The organism is Paenibacillus sp. ClWae2A (genome assembly GCF_032452295.1).
Taxonomy (GTDB): domain Bacteria; phylum Bacillota; class Bacilli; order Paenibacillales; family Paenibacillaceae; genus Paenibacillus.
In genome coordinates this window covers 587,971-605,302 of sequence record NZ_JAULSQ010000003.1, presented here as the reverse complement: position 1 = coordinate 605,302, position 17,332 = coordinate 587,971, and the positions used below count along the sequence as shown (strand labels likewise).

At 45.1% G+C, this 17,332-nt stretch carries 13 protein-coding genes; all 13 read left to right on the top strand.

What is annotated here, in order from left to right; translation table 11 throughout:
* Positions 1-28 precede the first annotated feature (28 nt).
* Genes QVE09_RS13970 through QVE09_RS13910 form a run of 13 tightly spaced genes read left to right on the top strand, consistent with a single transcriptional unit; the run spans position 29 to position 17,184 of the window.
* Positions 29-1,873: a SpoIIE family protein phosphatase gene (locus tag QVE09_RS13970; RefSeq protein ID WP_315937231.1), complete on the top strand. Its 1,845-nt coding sequence runs from the start codon at positions 29-31 to the stop codon at positions 1,871-1,873.
* Positions 1,873-3,165, top strand: coding sequence for a normocyte-binding protein (locus tag QVE09_RS13965; protein ID WP_315937378.1), 1,293 nt, complete (start codon positions 1,873-1,875; stop codon positions 3,163-3,165). Before QVE09_RS13970 ends, QVE09_RS13965 begins: the two co-directional genes overlap by 1 nt.
* A gap of 7 nt (positions 3,166-3,172) precedes the next feature.
* Positions 3,173-3,862, top strand: coding sequence for an iron-dependent peroxidase (locus QVE09_RS13960; protein ID WP_100528546.1), 690 nt, complete (start codon positions 3,173-3,175; stop codon positions 3,860-3,862).
* A 32-nt stretch (positions 3,863-3,894) separates the two neighbouring features.
* Positions 3,895-6,546 carry a molecular chaperone gene (locus QVE09_RS13955; RefSeq protein WP_315937230.1) on the top strand — a complete coding sequence of 884 codons (2,652 nt, stop codon included), beginning with the start codon at positions 3,895-3,897 and terminating at the stop codon, positions 6,544-6,546.
* Positions 6,547-6,577: 31 nt separating this feature from the next.
* A complete protein-coding gene (locus QVE09_RS13950) occupies positions 6,578-7,351 on the top strand; it encodes a DNA and RNA helicase (protein WP_315937229.1) in 774 nt (257 codons plus the stop codon).
* A gap of 35 nt (positions 7,352-7,386) precedes the next feature.
* Positions 7,387-8,025, top strand: a complete 639-nt coding sequence (locus QVE09_RS13945; protein ID WP_315937228.1) for a hypothetical protein — start codon at positions 7,387-7,389, stop codon at positions 8,023-8,025.
* A gap of 15 nt (positions 8,026-8,040) precedes the next feature.
* Complete coding sequence (locus QVE09_RS13940) at positions 8,041-9,456, top strand: hypothetical protein (RefSeq protein WP_315937227.1); 1,416 nt, start codon at positions 8,041-8,043, stop codon at positions 9,454-9,456.
* A 20-nt stretch (positions 9,457-9,476) separates the two neighbouring features.
* Entirely contained in the window at positions 9,477-10,583 is a 1,107-nt protein-coding gene (locus QVE09_RS13935; RefSeq protein ID WP_315937226.1) for a pentapeptide repeat-containing protein, read from the top strand.
* Complete coding sequence (locus QVE09_RS13930; protein ID WP_315937225.1) at positions 10,565-11,095, top strand: hypothetical protein; 531 nt, start codon at positions 10,565-10,567, stop codon at positions 11,093-11,095. Before QVE09_RS13935 ends, QVE09_RS13930 begins: the two co-directional genes overlap by 19 nt.
* Positions 11,096-11,111: 16 nt before the next feature.
* Positions 11,112-11,549 (top strand): DUF4280 domain-containing protein, encoded by a 438-nt coding sequence (locus tag QVE09_RS13925; RefSeq protein WP_133385614.1) that lies wholly within the window; start codon positions 11,112-11,114, stop codon positions 11,547-11,549.
* The gene (locus tag QVE09_RS13920) at positions 11,524-15,264 is read left to right on the top strand and encodes a contractile injection system protein, VgrG/Pvc8 family (protein WP_315937224.1); all 3,741 of its coding nucleotides are present in this window, start codon (positions 11,524-11,526) and stop codon (positions 15,262-15,264) included. Before QVE09_RS13925 ends, QVE09_RS13920 begins: the two co-directional genes overlap by 26 nt.
* A gap of 15 nt (positions 15,265-15,279) precedes the next feature.
* Entirely contained in the window at positions 15,280-16,215 is a 936-nt protein-coding gene (locus QVE09_RS13915; RefSeq protein WP_315937223.1) for a WG repeat-containing protein, read from the top strand.
* A gap of 18 nt (positions 16,216-16,233) precedes the next feature.
* Positions 16,234-17,184 (top strand): suppressor of fused domain protein, encoded by a 951-nt coding sequence (locus QVE09_RS13910; protein WP_315937222.1) that lies wholly within the window; start codon positions 16,234-16,236, stop codon positions 17,182-17,184.
* Positions 17,185-17,332 lie beyond the last annotated feature (148 nt).

Below are 17,332 nucleotides of genomic sequence, written 5' to 3'. Positions count from 1 at the left end.
CGCACAGGGAAGGGAAATGGGGAGACGGATGAGGAAGGAGAACAGTGAATTCAAGACGGCTTTTGTCTCGGAAGCGGGATCTTTCCTGAAAAATCGGGATTTCTACGGCTGCGTTGAGCTGGAAGATTGGGCCTGTTATGTCATTGCAGATGGCCTGGATACAGATACGGAAGTGAATAGCGCACAGATCACAGTGCAGACCATTCTGGAATCCTTTTTGGAAAAGCCAACCATGTCCAAACGCAGACTAACGGAGTATATCAAGATTGCCCATGAATGGTTGCAGTATGAAAGCCGCCGAGTCAGGCTCAAAGCGGGATTCGTCATTGTTGTGACAGATTATACACGTATGGTGTGGGCATCTGCCGGACATAGCCGGTTGTATCATTTTCGTGGAAATCGGCTTGCACTAAAAAGCAAAGATCATAGCGTTGCTGCCCAGTTGGCAGCCGAAGGACAGATTGCAGAGGATCGTGTGGATCAGCACGATGAACGCGGCAATCTGAACGAATACGCGGGCAAACCTGGCATGATCAGACCGTATGTATCGGATAAGATTAAGCTGGCCGATGGCGATGTGCTTGTGCTCTGCACCCCTGGATTATGGGAAGGTGTTCAGGATGCCGAGATGATCGATGCGGTTGAAGGTGCCAATGACCCGCAGACACTGGCGGATACGCTTGAAGAAGTAATGCTTAGCAAGCAGCGTACCCGTATCGAGAATTATAGTGCGGCAGCCATATATGTGAACAAGATTTTTCATGAAGAGCCCAAGAACCGTAAGAAATGGATTAAGCGGATTGCCATCATGCTGGTCATGCTCCTGATTTTTGGTGGAGCCGGCATATTCTACGCGGTGAAAAGTGCAGCCAAAAAAGCTGAATTGGTCGTAGATATGCTGCAATATGAACAGACCGCAGACCAGTACGTCAAGGAACAAGAGTATACCAAGGCGGTCTCGGACTACAGCCTTGCACGCAATAATTCCATCAAAATCAAGGACCCGATACATAAAAAGCTATTGACCGCGAAGATGTCTGCTGCCCAGACGCTGGTTGATGGGGAAGCTCACCTGAAAGAAGGCGACATTACCAAAGCAACCGCGAGTTACACCAAAGCATTGGAATTGTCTGAATCCTATAGCATGTTCAACCGGGAAGTTATTCAGGAGCGACTGGAGCAGATGACCACTTTCCAGCAAGTGCAAGACTGGATCACTGAGGGCGATCTGAAACTCCAGAACGGAGATTACAGTGGAGCGATCATTTTGTATAAAAGGGCCAGAACAGCCGCTACGGAGACAGCTTACAAGGATGCGCTGAAGGAAATTGCTACGCAACTGGAGACGGCCGAGACCAAACGCGCAGATATCAAACGGCAATCCCGGCAGTTTCAAGCAGATACGCTGGAACAGAAGGGTGACCGCTTCAATGAAGCCGGAGACTACAGCGGAGCCATGGATGCCTATGCTTCGGCACAGGGAATTTATCAAGAGATCGATATGCTGGAACGTGTGCTGGCCATGGAGCGGAAAATAAACAAACTGGATGAGAAATTAAACCCACCGGTACCGGCGGCTGATCTTACGCAGGATACGGCAGGATCAAACTCACCAAATACATCGGGCATAACCTCGGATATGACCGGGAGTACAGGAAGTGTGAATACAGGCAATACAGTGGGGAATGGTTCTTCCACTGCTAATGGCACCTCGGCTGGAAATGGCAATGCGGATGCTTCCGGCTCAGGTACTTCTCCTGGAAAAACGACAAGTAATGCTGGCAGTAATTCTGCCTCCAAGGCTGACGGAAGCACCGATACCACGGAGGCTGACGTGAACGAACAGGAATCATCGGAAGGAGGAGATTCATGATGAAAGACATGATTCGTGACCGTCTTAACAAGATGGAGGATCTGGAACAACGCCGCATGCTCAAAGATCTCATGACAGGCGTTTTTCTTAATCTTGTGGAGTATCAGGAGACGCTGAACAAACAGATTGAGCAACGAGTTTTCGATGAGGTATTGCCGCAGGAGGAACGTCATGATGTATATGTCACATTATGCGCGCGGGAAGATCTGGACCCCATTCATGAATTTCTGTACCCGATCATTCCTGAGGATGCTGAACCACAGACCGTATATTTAAGTGAGGCTTCAGAGGCACTGACGCGTAAGGAAGAGATGAAATTATTCACGTTCTACATGGAATGTGGGCAACAGGAACTCCAATCTCTTCTGAACAGTAATCGGACATTTCGCGGGGAGATAGTAACCAATGAAGGCAGACATGCTATAACGGTTCGGTTGAAATCAAGTACAGCGTATATCTCCAAAGTTGATGAATTGTACCGGGTCTTTCGTAAAAACAGCCTGCCATGGAAATCGATTAATGCACCTTATATTTTCAAATTCGTTGATTGTGTTCTAGTGGGTTCGGATGACGGAGAGGCATGGGACAAACAACATACTGTCAAGGAACTTTCCATCCATCTGGAGGAGTTCGAGTCTTATAAAAGAACCAATATGATTCCGCTGTGGAACATCCAGAAGTTGGATATGAAAACGGGTGGATTCCCTGTTCCGGCTTCGGACCGAATCAATTATGAACATGTGTTGCCACTCCGCAAAACCGGAACGGAACACGGATATCTGGTGGATGGAGACGAATCGCATATTCGGTATATCAAAAGATCGGAAGAAGATATCACCATCGTATCACCACTGGAAAAATCCGATTCATGGACGGTGCTGAAAATAGCCGGTCCTGTCGCAACTCGAATTGGCAGAATGGACTATCCACTGTTTTCCAATAACAAACGGGAAGGGTTTGCCGGTAAATATGCGCGTCAGGAAGGACGTTCTGTGCGGTCCAAAGGGGAGATTGCCCGCATGGTTCACGCTTTTCAGGCAGCAGAGGGATTGGAACTGGAAGATGTGCAAGTGGTGGCGCCAGGACCCGCTTTGGGAGTCACGTACCCACTTAATGCATTTGTTAGCGACCATGTCCGTGTTGAGACAGATAAACATCGAATGATTTTAAGGTTCAGCAGACACGGGAAGCAGCCGGGACAGGCCATTTTTCTGGATGATCTGCTGAGCTTTCTGGTATCCGAAATCCAGCTGGCTTTCCCGGAATACTGCTGCGAAGGGGAATGGGTGTGAGTACAACATGAATTACATCTGGGATCTGATTATTCGAGCCAAGCGTAATGGAACCGATCTGCGCGACGTAACCTTTGTGCCAGCACGTGTATATTCGCCTTACATGGAACTTAGCCAGACAAACCTGAATGCTTCAGGCGTGGAAGGCACGGTTGAAGTCAATCCGTATTATCGCTTTTTTGATATTTTCAGGGATCTGTTCGATATTAATAATGAAGAGCAGGTGGAGTTGCGGGAGGCGCTCTTTGATCTGGTTATTCATTTTCTGGCGGATATGGATTTGATGCAGGGTATGAACAAGAGAGAGTATTATATTCGCTTCATTCTGAAGGATATGCATTCGGGTGTTTACGGGGATCGGGTTCGGCGGCGACTGGAGCTGTTCGGACAGGAGGAGCAGGAAGTGATCGCCTGCAATATGCTCCGTTTGTATGATACGGGAGAGGCGGTTCATCTGCTGAGGGATACCCTTGTTCGAATGTTCCCGCGTTCAACCCTTTATGCCAATTGTGAGGAAAAGGATGAATTGCTTTTGTATATTGGTCAGGTAGAACGTACGGAAGCGAAGGAGAAGCTGGAACTGATTCTTGAACTCTTTCTGCCGGTTCGTTTCGACACGGAAATATACTGGGGGCATCATTTTGGCATTCTGGATGTGGACTATACGATGATACAGGACGGGATTGCCCTATATTAAGCAGCACCAGCAGTTGTAAGGAGGAAGTATAGATGAACGGCTATTCATACCGATTGTATCCTGATGCCACGAGCCGGGAACGTTCCAGAGGAACCATACGTTATACGCGTGAAGAATTGATGGACATGACCACATTTCAATTACGGAACATTTGTTACAAGGAACGGTTAATCGAGGGTTTGGGGCCTCGGACGGAGCGGGAAGAACTGATTCGGATTATTTTGAAATTTCTGGGAGCGGACGATGTATTGTGGATAAATCAGTCTGTTGAAGGCGGATTCGAGCGGATACAAAAGGCTATTTCTCGTCATATGACGGTTCCCATGAGCAGTGATGGAGGCATTAGTGTGCCTGCGCGACTGATTCTGTACGAAGGATTGAACGTGGACAAGCTGGATCGATATGTGGTCACAGCACCGGGTGGTTTAACCGAATCCAACGTACTTTTAGTCAATGAGAGCATGGAGCTGTGTGGCATCTTCAACCTGGTTAAGGACGACTCTGTATCGGGAACCTTTTATTTGACGGCAGGAAGTGGGTCGACCTGGAAGAGATCGGGCAACAGACAGTACAGTCTCCTCTTTTTCCGTAAACGCGACTCGGAGTACCTATATCAGACCTATTATTCCAGCAGACCGCTTCCACCCGTTCATATTCAATATACCCAAATCCCACTGGCAGATCTGGACATCCGGGAGCTTGAACCTACAGAAGCAGTGCTTGCAATTGATTTTGGCACCTCCAATACGACGGCAGGCGCCTATTTGCATAACGGTTATATTCAGGCGCCGAGCAGCCAGGATTTGCTGAATGGACGAGTCCGTATGGATGCCATCAACTACGTTTCCTTTCCCGATCCTACATACAAAGATACGGATTGGATCGAGGTCTTGCCTACGGCTATTGGGGTGGCGGAGTGTTCGGATCCAGCGAACATTCGTTACGAGTTCGGCTATGAAGCGCTGCGAAGTATGCGTCGGGGAGGGTACAGCAGCCGGGCGAGTGTCTTCCGCAGCATGAAGCGCTGGGTGAACAATTACAACAAAATGGAAGAAATCGTCGATGTTCATGGCAATGCGGCCATCGTTTCTCGTATGGATCTGCTGCGTGCGTACATGAATTACATCATCCGAACGGCAGAGCTTCAGTTCAAGTGCAAGTTTCGCCATGTGCATTTTACCAGTCCCGTGAAGATGAAAACACAGTTTTTGCAGATGTTCGGCGAGATGCTTCCAGATTATCGGATTGAGCAGACGTATGCGCTGGATGAGGGGATGGCTGTGCTCTATAACACCCTTGCTGACGGGATGGAACGTGGTGCTTTCATGGAAGGGCAAACGTACCATGCGCTCGTGATTGATTGTGGCGGTGGAACGACGGATTTGTCTTCCTGTGCCTTTACGATCGAGGATGGACATATGGCGTACAAGCTCGATATCCATACCACCTACGAAAATGGGGACACGAACTTCGGAGGTCACAACATTACCTATCGTATTATGCAATTCATGAAAATTGTATTCGCCGACTACTATAGCGGACGCCGTCAGGTGACGGATATTGATAGCCTGATTGAGGCACCTGGTGCGGATGTGTTCCGTCAGGTGGACGAAGAGGGTGTGAAGTCCGTTTATCAGAAGCTGGAGCAGCGATATGAGGAGGCAGAACACATCATCCCTACCGCGTTTGCGCGCCGAGAGAATCGTTCACGGGACGAGTATTTGCGGGTAAGAGGCAACTTCTACTTTCTGTGGGAAATCGCAGAAGAGATGAAGCAGCAATTTTTCCGCAAAACCGGCATCTTGCGTAACCGATTCCACTCGGAGATGGATGGCGACGGGGACAGTGATCTGCAGATCACCACCATGGAGCGTTGGTTCCTCTCGGTAGAGCGGAATGGGGAGTTGAAGGATGAATATGAGTTCCCCGATGTGGTGTTCAATATCAAGGAAATTACCCAGCTGATTAAGGCCGATATCTATGAAGTGGTCCGCAAGTTTTTGGATGATTTCTATCGTCAAGGACGGATGAACCAGTACTCTATTATCAAGTTGACAGGTCAGTCCTGCCGCATTGATGTATTTCGGGAAGCACTGAAAGAGTTCGTTCCAGGCAGAAGCATTGAGTTTCGGCAAAAACCTGCGGAAGGGCGTGTGCCTGATCTTAAACTTGCCTGCCTTCGAGGGGCAATTCGTTATCTGAGTGCCCGCAAAACAGGAAGCGTTCAAGCTGACATCACGCATGATGCCGCTGTAATTCCGTATACCGTAAGTGCCTACACGCATAATGGACGTGAAAAAATGCTGATCAGCAGTCTGGATCGTAGTGATGGCATTCCGGGTAGCATTTCCCGTCCATTCGAGACGGCAGAAGTGGAGTTGTACCTTAGCGGAAGTGATGGTCAGCTGAGACAGAAGTTCGTATATGCCAACCGTCCGGATTTCTATAAAGAGGTACTCTACGAAGACATTCGAGAACGATATGGAGATAAAATTCCGCAGGATGATACGGATTCCATCGTGAATGGAGAGACGAAGTTTTTTGTCTTTCCGGATGATCGTCATTGGGGCTTCCATGTATTACCTGTAGCTCGCAGAAATGAACGGCTGTATCTGGGATCGCAGAAGCTGCTTCCGTTTGAAACAGACTTGTCGGAACTGGACTTCTTTGACGGAATGAAGTGAGGACCACGAGCAGAAAGGGGGAACAACGCTCATGTTCACATATTCGTATCCGCATTTTAACAAGGGAAGAATTCTGAAAACATCCATGTTGGAGGGGCTACGTGATTTCCCCAGAGACTTCATCGAACTGTACTATCGCGGTTATGCAGATGGCATTCTTGCAGGTGCAGAGGTAGAAGTGTTCCCGGACAAATTGGTCGTCGCCCCTGGGATGGTGCTGCATAAAGGAAGGATTTATATGCTGACAGAGCCTATGGAACTGGCATACCAAGCTACGGGACGGGTCAATGTGCTGAAGCTTCGGTTTACCGCGGAGGAGACCGTGAGTGACATGACGATAAGCCATTCCGAACTGCTCTTGGATGAAGAGACAACGTGCACATCGAGAGAGTTGGAGCTGGCTCGATTCAAGCTGAAGGAAGGGGCCCGGCTGCGGCGTGACTACCAGACCTTTGCCGACTTGGCAACGGAGTTCAACACCCTGCATGTCATTCATGTCCCTTATGCAGCCGAGGGGGCAAGCACCTTATCTCCGGTTGTCATGAAGGATTATGCCGAGAGGTTGCTTCGAACGGGGACCTCTGATCCCCAGGACCTGGTCTTCGCCATGATGTGTCTCAATGAAGGAACGGTTGCGCGTAGCGTCATTTTGCATCACATTACTAGTCGATTAGGGATGGAGTACAGAGAATATGATAATGCGCAGATTCATCGATATCTGGATCGCATACTCGCGAATGCAGGTCGGGGAACGGGACGTTCGGGTATGCCGGTGGGTGGACCACATCGTATGATTGTGGATTGAAAATTTTCAAGTGAATGGGAGGATGGAATTCGTTTATGGAACATATGGATCGCAAAATCATCCCGATGTTATATGGCAAAACATTGAACGGTGAACCTCATCAGGGAACAGAGACTAGAGATGTTGAAGCCTCTCCTGAATCAAGAGAAGTTAAACCATTCGAGCCAATAACCATGATACACCTTGAACAGGAAACGATACATCTGAGAAGAACGGAGCTATACGAGGGCAAGGTTACGGTGTCTCTTCCCCGCACATTTCGTTTGGTGACAGAAAGAGAAGCTCAGTTAAAATATCCGTCGTCCCATCGTCCTGAATGGATCTATACCAATGATTCGGGAACGATCAACTTTACGTTCAAGACATTGGATCATCGTCTTGCTCCGGAAGAGCTGAATTCCTTTACGGAATCGATGGCTGATGTGATTCGTGCAACTCAACCTGTACGAGAATGGAAAAAACACGGCGTTCGAGTGACGGGTGCCGGTCTTTCCACGGGTTACTGCCAGTTCGTTGTTCAGGGATTGAATGATCAAATTTATAACCATATGGTGTTCGCCATTTTAGATCAGAAAGTCCTTGTTTATGGTTTTAACTGTACGGACGATGAGAAGAGAAATTGGATGGAACCCGGTGGTACACTTCTGGATACACTCATTGTCGAAATGAATTAGAGAGGAGCTGAGTCCATGAGCCTGACGTATGAAAATCTGATTATTGAACCTTATGAGCTAGTACATCTGCAAGAATTGACAATCCGCAAAAAGATGAATGAGCACACCCGTCTTGTTTTCAAAGGCATGGTATCCGAGGAATGGAAAGATCGTTATGTGGATGTTACGGATAAGAATACCCCGATTGAAGTGTGGCAAAAGGACGAGGAAGGGAACAAAAGTCCGCTATTCAAAGGCATTCCTTTATCTGTAGAAGTACAGGTTGTGAGGGGCGTATATACGCTCCAGGTTGAAGCAATCTCACATACATACCTGATGGATGTCAAGAAGCGAACCCGTACGTTTCAAAACATCCAGATGACGCTCCCTGAATTGTTAAAGGAGCTGGATCAGGATTATCCGGGACTGGACGTGATCGATGAGGGGACCGGGGGAGCCAAGATTGGCAAGGTTGCCGTGCAATACCAGGAAACAGACTGGGCATTTCTCAGAAGACTGGCTTCCCGATTTCATACGAGTCTGATGCCTGCGGCTCAATTCGACAGCCCCAAATTTTATTTCGGCGTATATGAGCATGGTAACTCGATCGAACTGGATAATACACGTTATACCGTCCACAAAAACATGACTCCTTTCATGTACTTCACAGAGAACGAGACTGTAAATGTGAATGAAAGTGACTTCATTGTATACGAAGTGGAGACAGATCAAGTTATGGAACTGGGACACCATATCTCATTCCGAGGCAGAAGTCTGTATCTTACGGAAGCCTATACGGAACTCGCCGGAGGTATTTTAAAGCATAAATATGTGCTAAGTCTTCACAAAGGATTGCGACAGAAGACGTACTACAATCCGCTGATTGCTGGAAGCTCATTAATGGGACGTGTTATCGGTGTACATGGTGGGCAGGTTCAGGTGCATCTTGATTGTGATGATAAACAAGGGACGGAAGATGCACTGTGGCTGTTGTATCAATCTCCGTATATTGCAGAGGGAGAGACCGGCTGGTATGTCATGCCCGAAATTGGTGACCCGATAGCTGTATATTTTCCAACGATGTATGAGGAAGACGCTTACGCCACAGGTGCTCCACGACTGGATAACAAGTCGACATCCACCAACAAGCTGAACAATCCCGATCATAAAATTTTTCGCACTCCTCATGGGAGAGAGATACGTCTTACTCCAGACGCTGTAATCATTAGCGGCAAAGAAGGAGAGGTCTATATTCGACTTAGTGGAAATGAAGGTATTCATATTGCAGGTAGTCAGCAGGTAAGTATGTCAGCAGGAGGGAGCATTTCGTTAAAAGCAGGAAAGAAAATTACATTATCTGCAGGATCAGAACTTCTTCTTGAAGGAGGAGGAGGGAAAATAAGGCTTGATGGTCAGGCTCAAATGAGCGGGACAGAAGTGAAATCTAATTAACGTTGGAAGGAGGAAAGTCAGTGAGCCGGAAGGAATCACTACTGCACTTTTATACGAATCAAGTGGAGCCTGAACGAATCAGGCTGATGGCTGACCTTCAACATACATTAAACAGCCAATTCCCAATGTTGACTGCGGAGTTCCTAAGATATTTCGAGGAATTAACTAGTAAAGTAAGGCACAGTCAACGGATTGGTGCCAAAGGGAAAGTTGCTTACATCCAATATTCTTTGTTGAGGACAGAAGTCGATACGGGAGCGATGCATTATCTTGCCGAAGCCAGTGATATGTCATGGCTTCTCGACAGAGATTCTATACAGGCATTATATGATGCCAAGTGGGCCTTTGATTGTTTGGAACGGATGCTTGATCGTTTGAAGAAGACACTTCTTGATTATCAGGGGATGATCTCAATGGTTGAACTGGATCGAATACGACTTCAAGAGGTAACTTTGGTTCACCGCTATGTTATTTATTTTATTCGTCAATGTTTCCATCAGCTCCTTGATTCCCAACTGATATCGGATATGCAGGTGGAGCCCGAATTTGAGGTTCGTGTAGGGGAGTATTTGGATACCAGTGAATGTGTGTATCGCCTTGACCAACGAGAACGGAACCTGGAAGACATCGGCAGGGAGCTTGAAGAGGGTGATGGTTTGGGTGGGATGTATGCGGACTATCACGATCTGGACATGGAAGAGATGATATGCAGTGATCTAGACTTCCGGTATAGCAGGTTTAATGACATCAGATTAAAATCAACAGATTTTGAACGTTGTGTCTTGGTAGGCACACGTTGGCATAACTGTGATATGAGAGATACCAATTTTGCTGACAGTCTACTATACGGTGCTGACTTCAATGGATGTTCACTGGAGAGGGCTATCTTCAGGGGTATTTCTGGGGAAGAAGGGCATCCTGATGGTCGAATACAGGGTCCTGGGTACTCAGGTATCAACTTCGAGAATGCCAACTTAACCGGAGCAGATTTCAGGGGAGCGCGACTCCGTGGAGCTATATTTCGTAGAGCAAACCTAACCAACGTGTTATGGGATGGGGCAGATCTGGAAGATGCGATATTTGAGGAGTCGGTGAAGGAGGAATCGCCATGCGATACTTTAGGCTGATGCAGGATACCAGATGGATAAATCGTGTAGAGACAGAAGCGGTTGGTGAGGTACAGCGTCGAGAGTGGAATGCTTCTTTTCAGGAGGGGAGTAGTAATCACACCGCAATTAACCTTTCAATCAAAAGCAGACCTAATGTAGATTACACCGATTATTTGGAGCGCCCTGTACCTCTGGTATCGGATCGAATGCTGGAAGTATTTACGTTGTACCATCCCGGCTTAATTCGCAGGGCAGCAGTGTTGACGGACAAAGCACGTATGTCCCAGGAGACCTATTGGGCTATTTATCCAACGATAATGGATGTGCTCTCTCCCCAAACGGAACGTCATCTGGATGGAAGTCTGAAACAGATTGTTCTGGATCGAGGTAAGGCTGAACTTCCTTTGTTTCAATTAAAGGAACCTCGTGAATCTGTCATCATCGTTAATCTAGCTTTGGCAGAGAGTCTGCTGCGTCGGGATTTTTCCGGGATTCAGCTGGTCCGTCTGGAGCAGGAACAGACAATATAGAGAGGAGAGAGGCGAAATGGCACAAGGTAATCAAGAGAGTGAGATCAGTCTTCAACCTGCTACAGGAGATTCCAAGAGTTATGTGGTTGCCGGAGCGATTCTGCATTGCAGTTGTGGTACACAGCGTACCCGATTGAAGATCCCATTTAGTCATGGCGTTTACATCAAAGGCAAGGCTCAGTTGACGATTGAAGATTATGTACCTGGAGTCCATATTGGATCATTTGGAAATTGCTCCAATATGGAGAATCCGGCTGTATCCAACAGTATGATGGTGGATATCTATGGGGTGAAGAAAGCACCGTGTGTACCCGTATTGACTATGCCTTGGCTACATGGCAAAGGAGATGCCAAGGTGGAAGGGAAAGCTGCTCTACTTGGTCACTGTACGCATAAGTGTCTGTATGGTGGAGATATCGTCATCGAGGATGACGGACAGCAGCTGGATTTTTGAGATGAACGAATCCATGAAAAAGGTACAGGAACGCATCGGGTACGAACAACTACGCTTATATTGGCCGTATAAAGTGCAATGGCTGGAAGAAATCCGAATTACCCGACAGATTAATGAGCATGCGAACTTATATATTAGCGGCGTTATACCGGAGGAGGATGGACCAGGCATCCTTCATGTCCAGGCTGAAGGAGAACCGATTGTACTAAGACAGCTAGATGAAATGGGGAAATCTGTAAGGCGTTTGTTTCATGGCGTGATGACTTCATTAACTGTACATTTGGTTGGTGGCATATACAGGTTCGAGCTAGAGGCCATATCGAATACATATCAGATGGACATTGAAATATCCGAGCGAGCATTCCAGAACAGGGCGATGTCCTATGGCGAATTAGTTAAATACGTGATGAAGGCGTATACCTACTCGGATGTAATTGATAATGTCACAGAGAATACCCAATTGGGAGAACTTGTTTTACAATATAGAGAAACCGACTGGATGTTTCTGAGACGTTTGGCTTCCCGGTTTGGTACCGTACTGGTGCCTGAAGTGACCGCAGCTTCACCGAAATTGTTCTTCGGGTTGCCCATGGGCAAGTTGTGGAAATGGCCTCTGGATCGTCCATATCATGTCAAGAAAGAAATGGGCCATTTGAATTGGCATGGGGATGAACAGCATCGGTATATGATGCAGGATCTCAAAGGTACACAGGGGGCGCTCATCTATACGATGGAGTGTTATGAAACCTATGCTTTGGGTGATAAAGTCGAACTGCCTGACGGGAAAGAATTAACGGTAACTCAAGCGGAATCCCGATTGGAATCCGGGTTGCTCATGACTACATATCGTATGATGTTGGAAGAACATATTCGGGTTCCACGATCCGATCTTCTGGATCTCATTGGCCTCTCCTTATACGGTGAAGTAATCCGCATTATTGGTGATCGTGTACAGATGGAACTGTATATCGAAGATGGTCCGATTAAAGCAGAATCTTCCTGTCCATATCCTTTATCGACATCTTACGTCGCCGAAGGTCACAGCGGACTCTACCTAATGCCAGAGATTGGTGACACGGTGGAACTGTACATTCCTGGAAGTCGCGAGTCCAAGGCTTATATTCGTCATGCAGTACCCGAAAGCAAGCGTTCAGTTTCCGGTGGAACGCAACACAAAATGTGGGGCCACCCTGACGGACCATCTATTGGTATGTCATCGGATGAGGTGACCGTAGAGGCTGGAGCTGGATTGGTCATCACACTGAATGACCAGGGTGTAACGATGCAGAGTGCAGGTAATATCTCGATTCAGGGTGGCAGTCTATCGCTTAAAGCAGGTCAGATTAAAGCTACCGCTCCTGAAGCAATTTGGCTTCTTGGCGGAGGAAGCAGCTTTATATTGGATGGACAAGCTGATGTTCGTGCTGGACTACTTCAACAGGAAGGCAGCCATAAGGCACCGGTCGTGGTAGCTGATTTGCCGCCGGAGCCGGAGCCGCCCCTTATTCCGCTTGAACAATATGAGGCAGCTCAAGCAGCAGCTGCAGCCGAAGCAGCTGCTATGCAGCCTTCCGTGGTTAACATGAAGGAGGTCTCCCTGTTTGGTGCAGCGTTCGCCATGGCGGGCATGATCCCCGTCTTGGGTATGCTTGGAGGTGCACCAGCCATTGCGGCACAGGCCGTTGTCGTTGGCGCTGCAGCAATCGGGAACATCCCAAGTGCAGGATCCTTTAAGCCTTCGGCCCTACAACTTCTGAATCGTTTAAAAGATGGTTTTGTAGGTATGCTGGAGGAAGAGGAAGCATATAAGCGCCAGTTATTCGGCAAAGTTGTCTCAGCTGCACGAGAGTTAACCACGGCTACTTCCTTTCTGGATTTTATGAAAAAGCTTCACCAGCAGCATCAGGAAGTTAGTGCGTCATACTATGAGGTTCCAGAAAATGTTCGGGATAAATGGGCTCATCAACAAGCGAACCAGCAGTTGAAGGAAGCGTTAGAGCATTTTAAACGAGTGGAACAGAACCCTGATGAGTATCAGATCCTATTTGGGCCCTATTTTGCCCAGCTAACCTTTGATATCGGAAACGCATATATCAAAATAGAGGAGCTACGTGATTATGACTACTGGATGAAACAGGACCTGACATTGGAACAAAAGAAATATCTTGCCTTGCGAATTACGGCACCAATGGATGAAGAAACCTTGCTTGGTCTAATCGGTGACTATGATCAATACGAAGCCGGGCTAAAAGGGTTCGATACACAGTTCCATGGCCCTGGGGCTAGATCCAGTACGAAAATGAAAAGTAGCTATGGTGTTCAAGATGTTTCCAGTTATCCCGGAAACACAGTTTCTCCTGGTGTTCCCTCTAAAGGTACAACAACTACAGGCAATGCAGCTAAGAGTAAAACTAAGACATTTGTGAAAAAGTCAAAAGAAGTGATTACTAAAGCTGTCAGCGATTATTATAAAGATAAACAGAAAATCGGTTTTCAGCCTTGGGGCAACTTGGGAAATAACAAGCCCAAAGAGTCGAGTAGTAGCGGGGAAGCTAGTTCCGGAGGGAAAACAAGCTCGAACGCTGGGAATAAGTCAAGCGACGGGGCAGGAACAAGTTCCTCCAGCAATGGCAAGAAACCGAATCAGACCCCGAGCAGCAGTAAGAAGTCTCAATCGTCAGGTGAAACTGATAGTACGAATTCGAGTTCAGGTACAGGGAAGAAGTCGAGTGATGGTGAAGGGACAGGCTCATCAGGCAGTGGCAAGAAACAACCGGATCAGACCCCAAGCACTAGTAAGAAGTCCCAATCGTCAGGTGAGACTGATAGTACGAATTCGAGTTCAGGTACAGGGAAGAAGTCGAGCGAAGGTGAAGGAACAAGCTCATCTAGCGCTAACAAGAAAGATAATCAGATTCCCAACAGTCATAATCAGTGGAAACAAGATTCATCGAAGAAAAAAGGAAAAGGTAAAAAGGGTGAAGAGGCTGCAAATAAGTCTAAGGATCTATTAAAGCCACAAGAATCACAAAAAGATAAGGATACGAACGAATCTAAGAAGGAAGCTAGCCAGAAACCGAATGAGTCTGACGAGAGAAATAGATCAAATGATACTATAAAAAACAAGTTAACAGATGCAGAATTTGAAGATCTGGTTGTTGCATTGAAATCCCAAAATTTATCGCGTGTTATGATAAAAGAATTAAGAGAAGGTATAGCAAATAACAAATTTTCAGTCGAAAAGATTACAGATGGAAGAGCTGTTTATAAGATTAGTGTATTAGATTTGAATGGTAAAGAAACAACAACAGTTTTTTTGGATAAATTCGGAAATACAGTTAAGATGATTTGGACAGTTGGTACTAAAGGGAAACGTGGTTCTGGGTATAGTCGGACGAAAGTTAGTCCAGGAACTGAAAGAGGACATATTAAATCCATAAATGAAGGGGCACTTGATAATGCAGTTGAAGATAGTCCTCTAAATATTATACCTCAGACGCGTCAAGTAAACGATCCCAAAATTAAAGCATTCGAAACATATAGAGTAAAAGAAGGTCAGGGAAAGTTAGTGATAACAGATATCCTTGATAATCCGATAGGTTACGTAAGAGTGAGAATGCCTGATAAAAAAATAGATGTTGTATATAATCCATTTTCAACAAATGCAAAAACTTGGCCCAAAGATTGGTATAAGCAGCCAGGGCCGTTCCATTAGGAGGACAGAATAAAAATGAAGGATAATAATCTTTATAAAATTAAAATAAATGAGAAGTATGGTTTTATTAATAAACAAGGTGACATTATAATTGAGCCTTCTTATAAGGCTGTAAACAATTTTTGTGAAGGTTTAGCATATGTTTGGACGTTCGATGATAAGGAAGGATATATAAATACTGAAAACGAATGGGTAATTGAATTGAGTGCCGACTTTCTAGGGGACTTCGAACATGGTTTAGCATTGGTTTATTATAAAGGAAAGTATGGATGTATTAATAAGCAAGGAGAGCTTGTAATAGAACCAATCTTTGATAGAATACATGGAATAAATCCGGGGTTTTCAGTTATAGCGGAGAAAAACAAGAAAGTGGGTATTTTTGGGGTATCTGGTGAAATTATTATAGATCCGATTTTTGATGTTATGGGTACATTTTCAAATGGATTGGCATTAGTAAAGCAAGGGACAAAATTTGGTTTTATAGATGATAGAGGTGAGCTAAAAATTGATTATCAATTTAATTCAGTATCCAATTTTTCAGAGGGATTAGCTGAAGCCTCGATGGACGGTGAATTCTATGGCTTTATTAATCAACAAGGGGAGTTTCTTATACAACCTGAGTATTATCAAGTTTCAAGTTTTTCCGAAGGACTAGGAGGATTCAAATTAAAAGCAAATGGAAAATGGGGATTTATAGATCACTCGGGGAGTAGGGTTATCAAAGATAAATTTCAAAGTGTAGGTGAATTTCAAAATAATGTAGCACCAGTTGAAAGTAAGGATATGTATGGATACATTAACAAAAGTGGAAAGTATATTATTAAAAATGTATTTACAACAGCTGATTCTTTTTACAATAACCTTGGTTGTGTTACATTTAATGGAGAATGGGGCTATGTGGATGAAGAAGGGAAATGGGTATTCAAACCCAGCAATTTTGATCTTTGGTAAACGGAGGTTTTGTTCAAAGTGGAAAATAGAAAACAAGTACTAGAATTGGTGTTAGAACGATCCCCATATTTTGAATATTTGTGTAAATGTGTTGAATCAATAGGTTTCTGCTTTCCGAGTGGATGTGAACTTGTATTATTTGCTGGAAAACAAAAATCTCCATTAGTAGATTTGCTAGGATTATCTAGTATAGGTATTGTGGATATTAATACTTTATATTCCCGTGATGAAGCAAATCCGGATGTGTGGATAGAATTAGATGAAGAGGAGTTATTAAATCTTGCTTCATCTGAAATTCCCTTATCGAAAATGAAAATCACAATAAATAAGGGACATTTTATTTATCCTCAAGTTGAAAACATTCTAAAAAGAATTTTCATTCCACCTTTAGAATTCCCATTGTCAGATCGAATTGAAATAATATATTGGTCGATGTTTGATTGTATAGAACCTAGGATCGTGTGGAGAAGTGAGCAGAGTGATTTGTTAATCCTTAAATATGAAAATGCTTTTGATGGACTGGATGTATACATCACATCGGGGTTAACTAATCCTGAGAATAATACCCCATCCCTTATTGAGTTTGAAAATGGAAAAACTTCTGGATTTGGGTATGAATTGATGATAACAGCAAAGCCTAACGAAAGTGTTTTTAGAGATGAATTGGTTAGTTGGACTAAATATATTGAAGAAACAAAAAATCATATTTATCCTGGCCAATTTATAGAATATCGCGAAGGTAGGCTTCCAAATACAGACTTAAGTGGCTTCATAATTACTCCACCCATAGATTTACCTGAAATTATACCTGTTTCTTCTGGGTACGGTAGAATAAATTTATTACTAGGTGTAACGGCTGAGGAACTGGAGATAGCAAAAAAAGAAGATGATATATATATTGTAGCTGATAAAATGTTTGAAAAAGGATATGTTAATTATAGTCCAACAAGAAGAAATTCTGTGATGTAACTGATTGCTGCTAAAAAGAGACTAATGATTGATTAAAGGATTCATTCCAATTTTTTTAGGTGGAATGAGTCCTTTTTTTGAATAAATGATAATAGAAAATCAGGATTGAGGAGAAGTAGTTTCTTTGTAATTAACTTTTTTAAAATCT

Excerpts from the sequence above, each read along its gene's own strand:
- QVE09_RS13970 (WP_315937231.1), top strand. The coding sequence starts at position 29 with ATGAGGAAGGAGAACAGTGAATTCAAGACGGCTTTTGTCTCGGAAGCG.
- QVE09_RS13965 (WP_315937378.1), top strand. The coding sequence starts at position 1,873 with ATGAAAGACATGATTCGTGACCGTCTTAACAAGATGGAGGATCTGGAA.
- QVE09_RS13960 (WP_100528546.1), top strand. The coding sequence starts at position 3,173 with ATGAATTACATCTGGGATCTGATTATTCGAGCCAAGCGTAATGGAACC.
- QVE09_RS13955 (WP_315937230.1), top strand. The coding sequence starts at position 3,895 with ATGAACGGCTATTCATACCGATTGTATCCTGATGCCACGAGCCGGGAA.
- QVE09_RS13950 (WP_315937229.1), top strand. The coding sequence starts at position 6,578 with ATGTTCACATATTCGTATCCGCATTTTAACAAGGGAAGAATTCTGAAA.
- QVE09_RS13945 (WP_315937228.1), top strand. The coding sequence starts at position 7,387 with ATGGAACATATGGATCGCAAAATCATCCCGATGTTATATGGCAAAACA.
- QVE09_RS13940 (WP_315937227.1), top strand. The coding sequence starts at position 8,041 with ATGAGCCTGACGTATGAAAATCTGATTATTGAACCTTATGAGCTAGTA.
- QVE09_RS13930 (WP_315937225.1), top strand. The coding sequence starts at position 10,565 with ATGCGATACTTTAGGCTGATGCAGGATACCAGATGGATAAATCGTGTA.
- QVE09_RS13925 (WP_133385614.1), top strand. The coding sequence starts at position 11,112 with ATGGCACAAGGTAATCAAGAGAGTGAGATCAGTCTTCAACCTGCTACA.
- QVE09_RS13920 (WP_315937224.1), top strand. The coding sequence starts at position 11,524 with ATGACGGACAGCAGCTGGATTTTTGAGATGAACGAATCCATGAAAAAG.
- QVE09_RS13915 (WP_315937223.1), top strand. The coding sequence starts at position 15,280 with ATGAAGGATAATAATCTTTATAAAATTAAAATAAATGAGAAGTATGGT.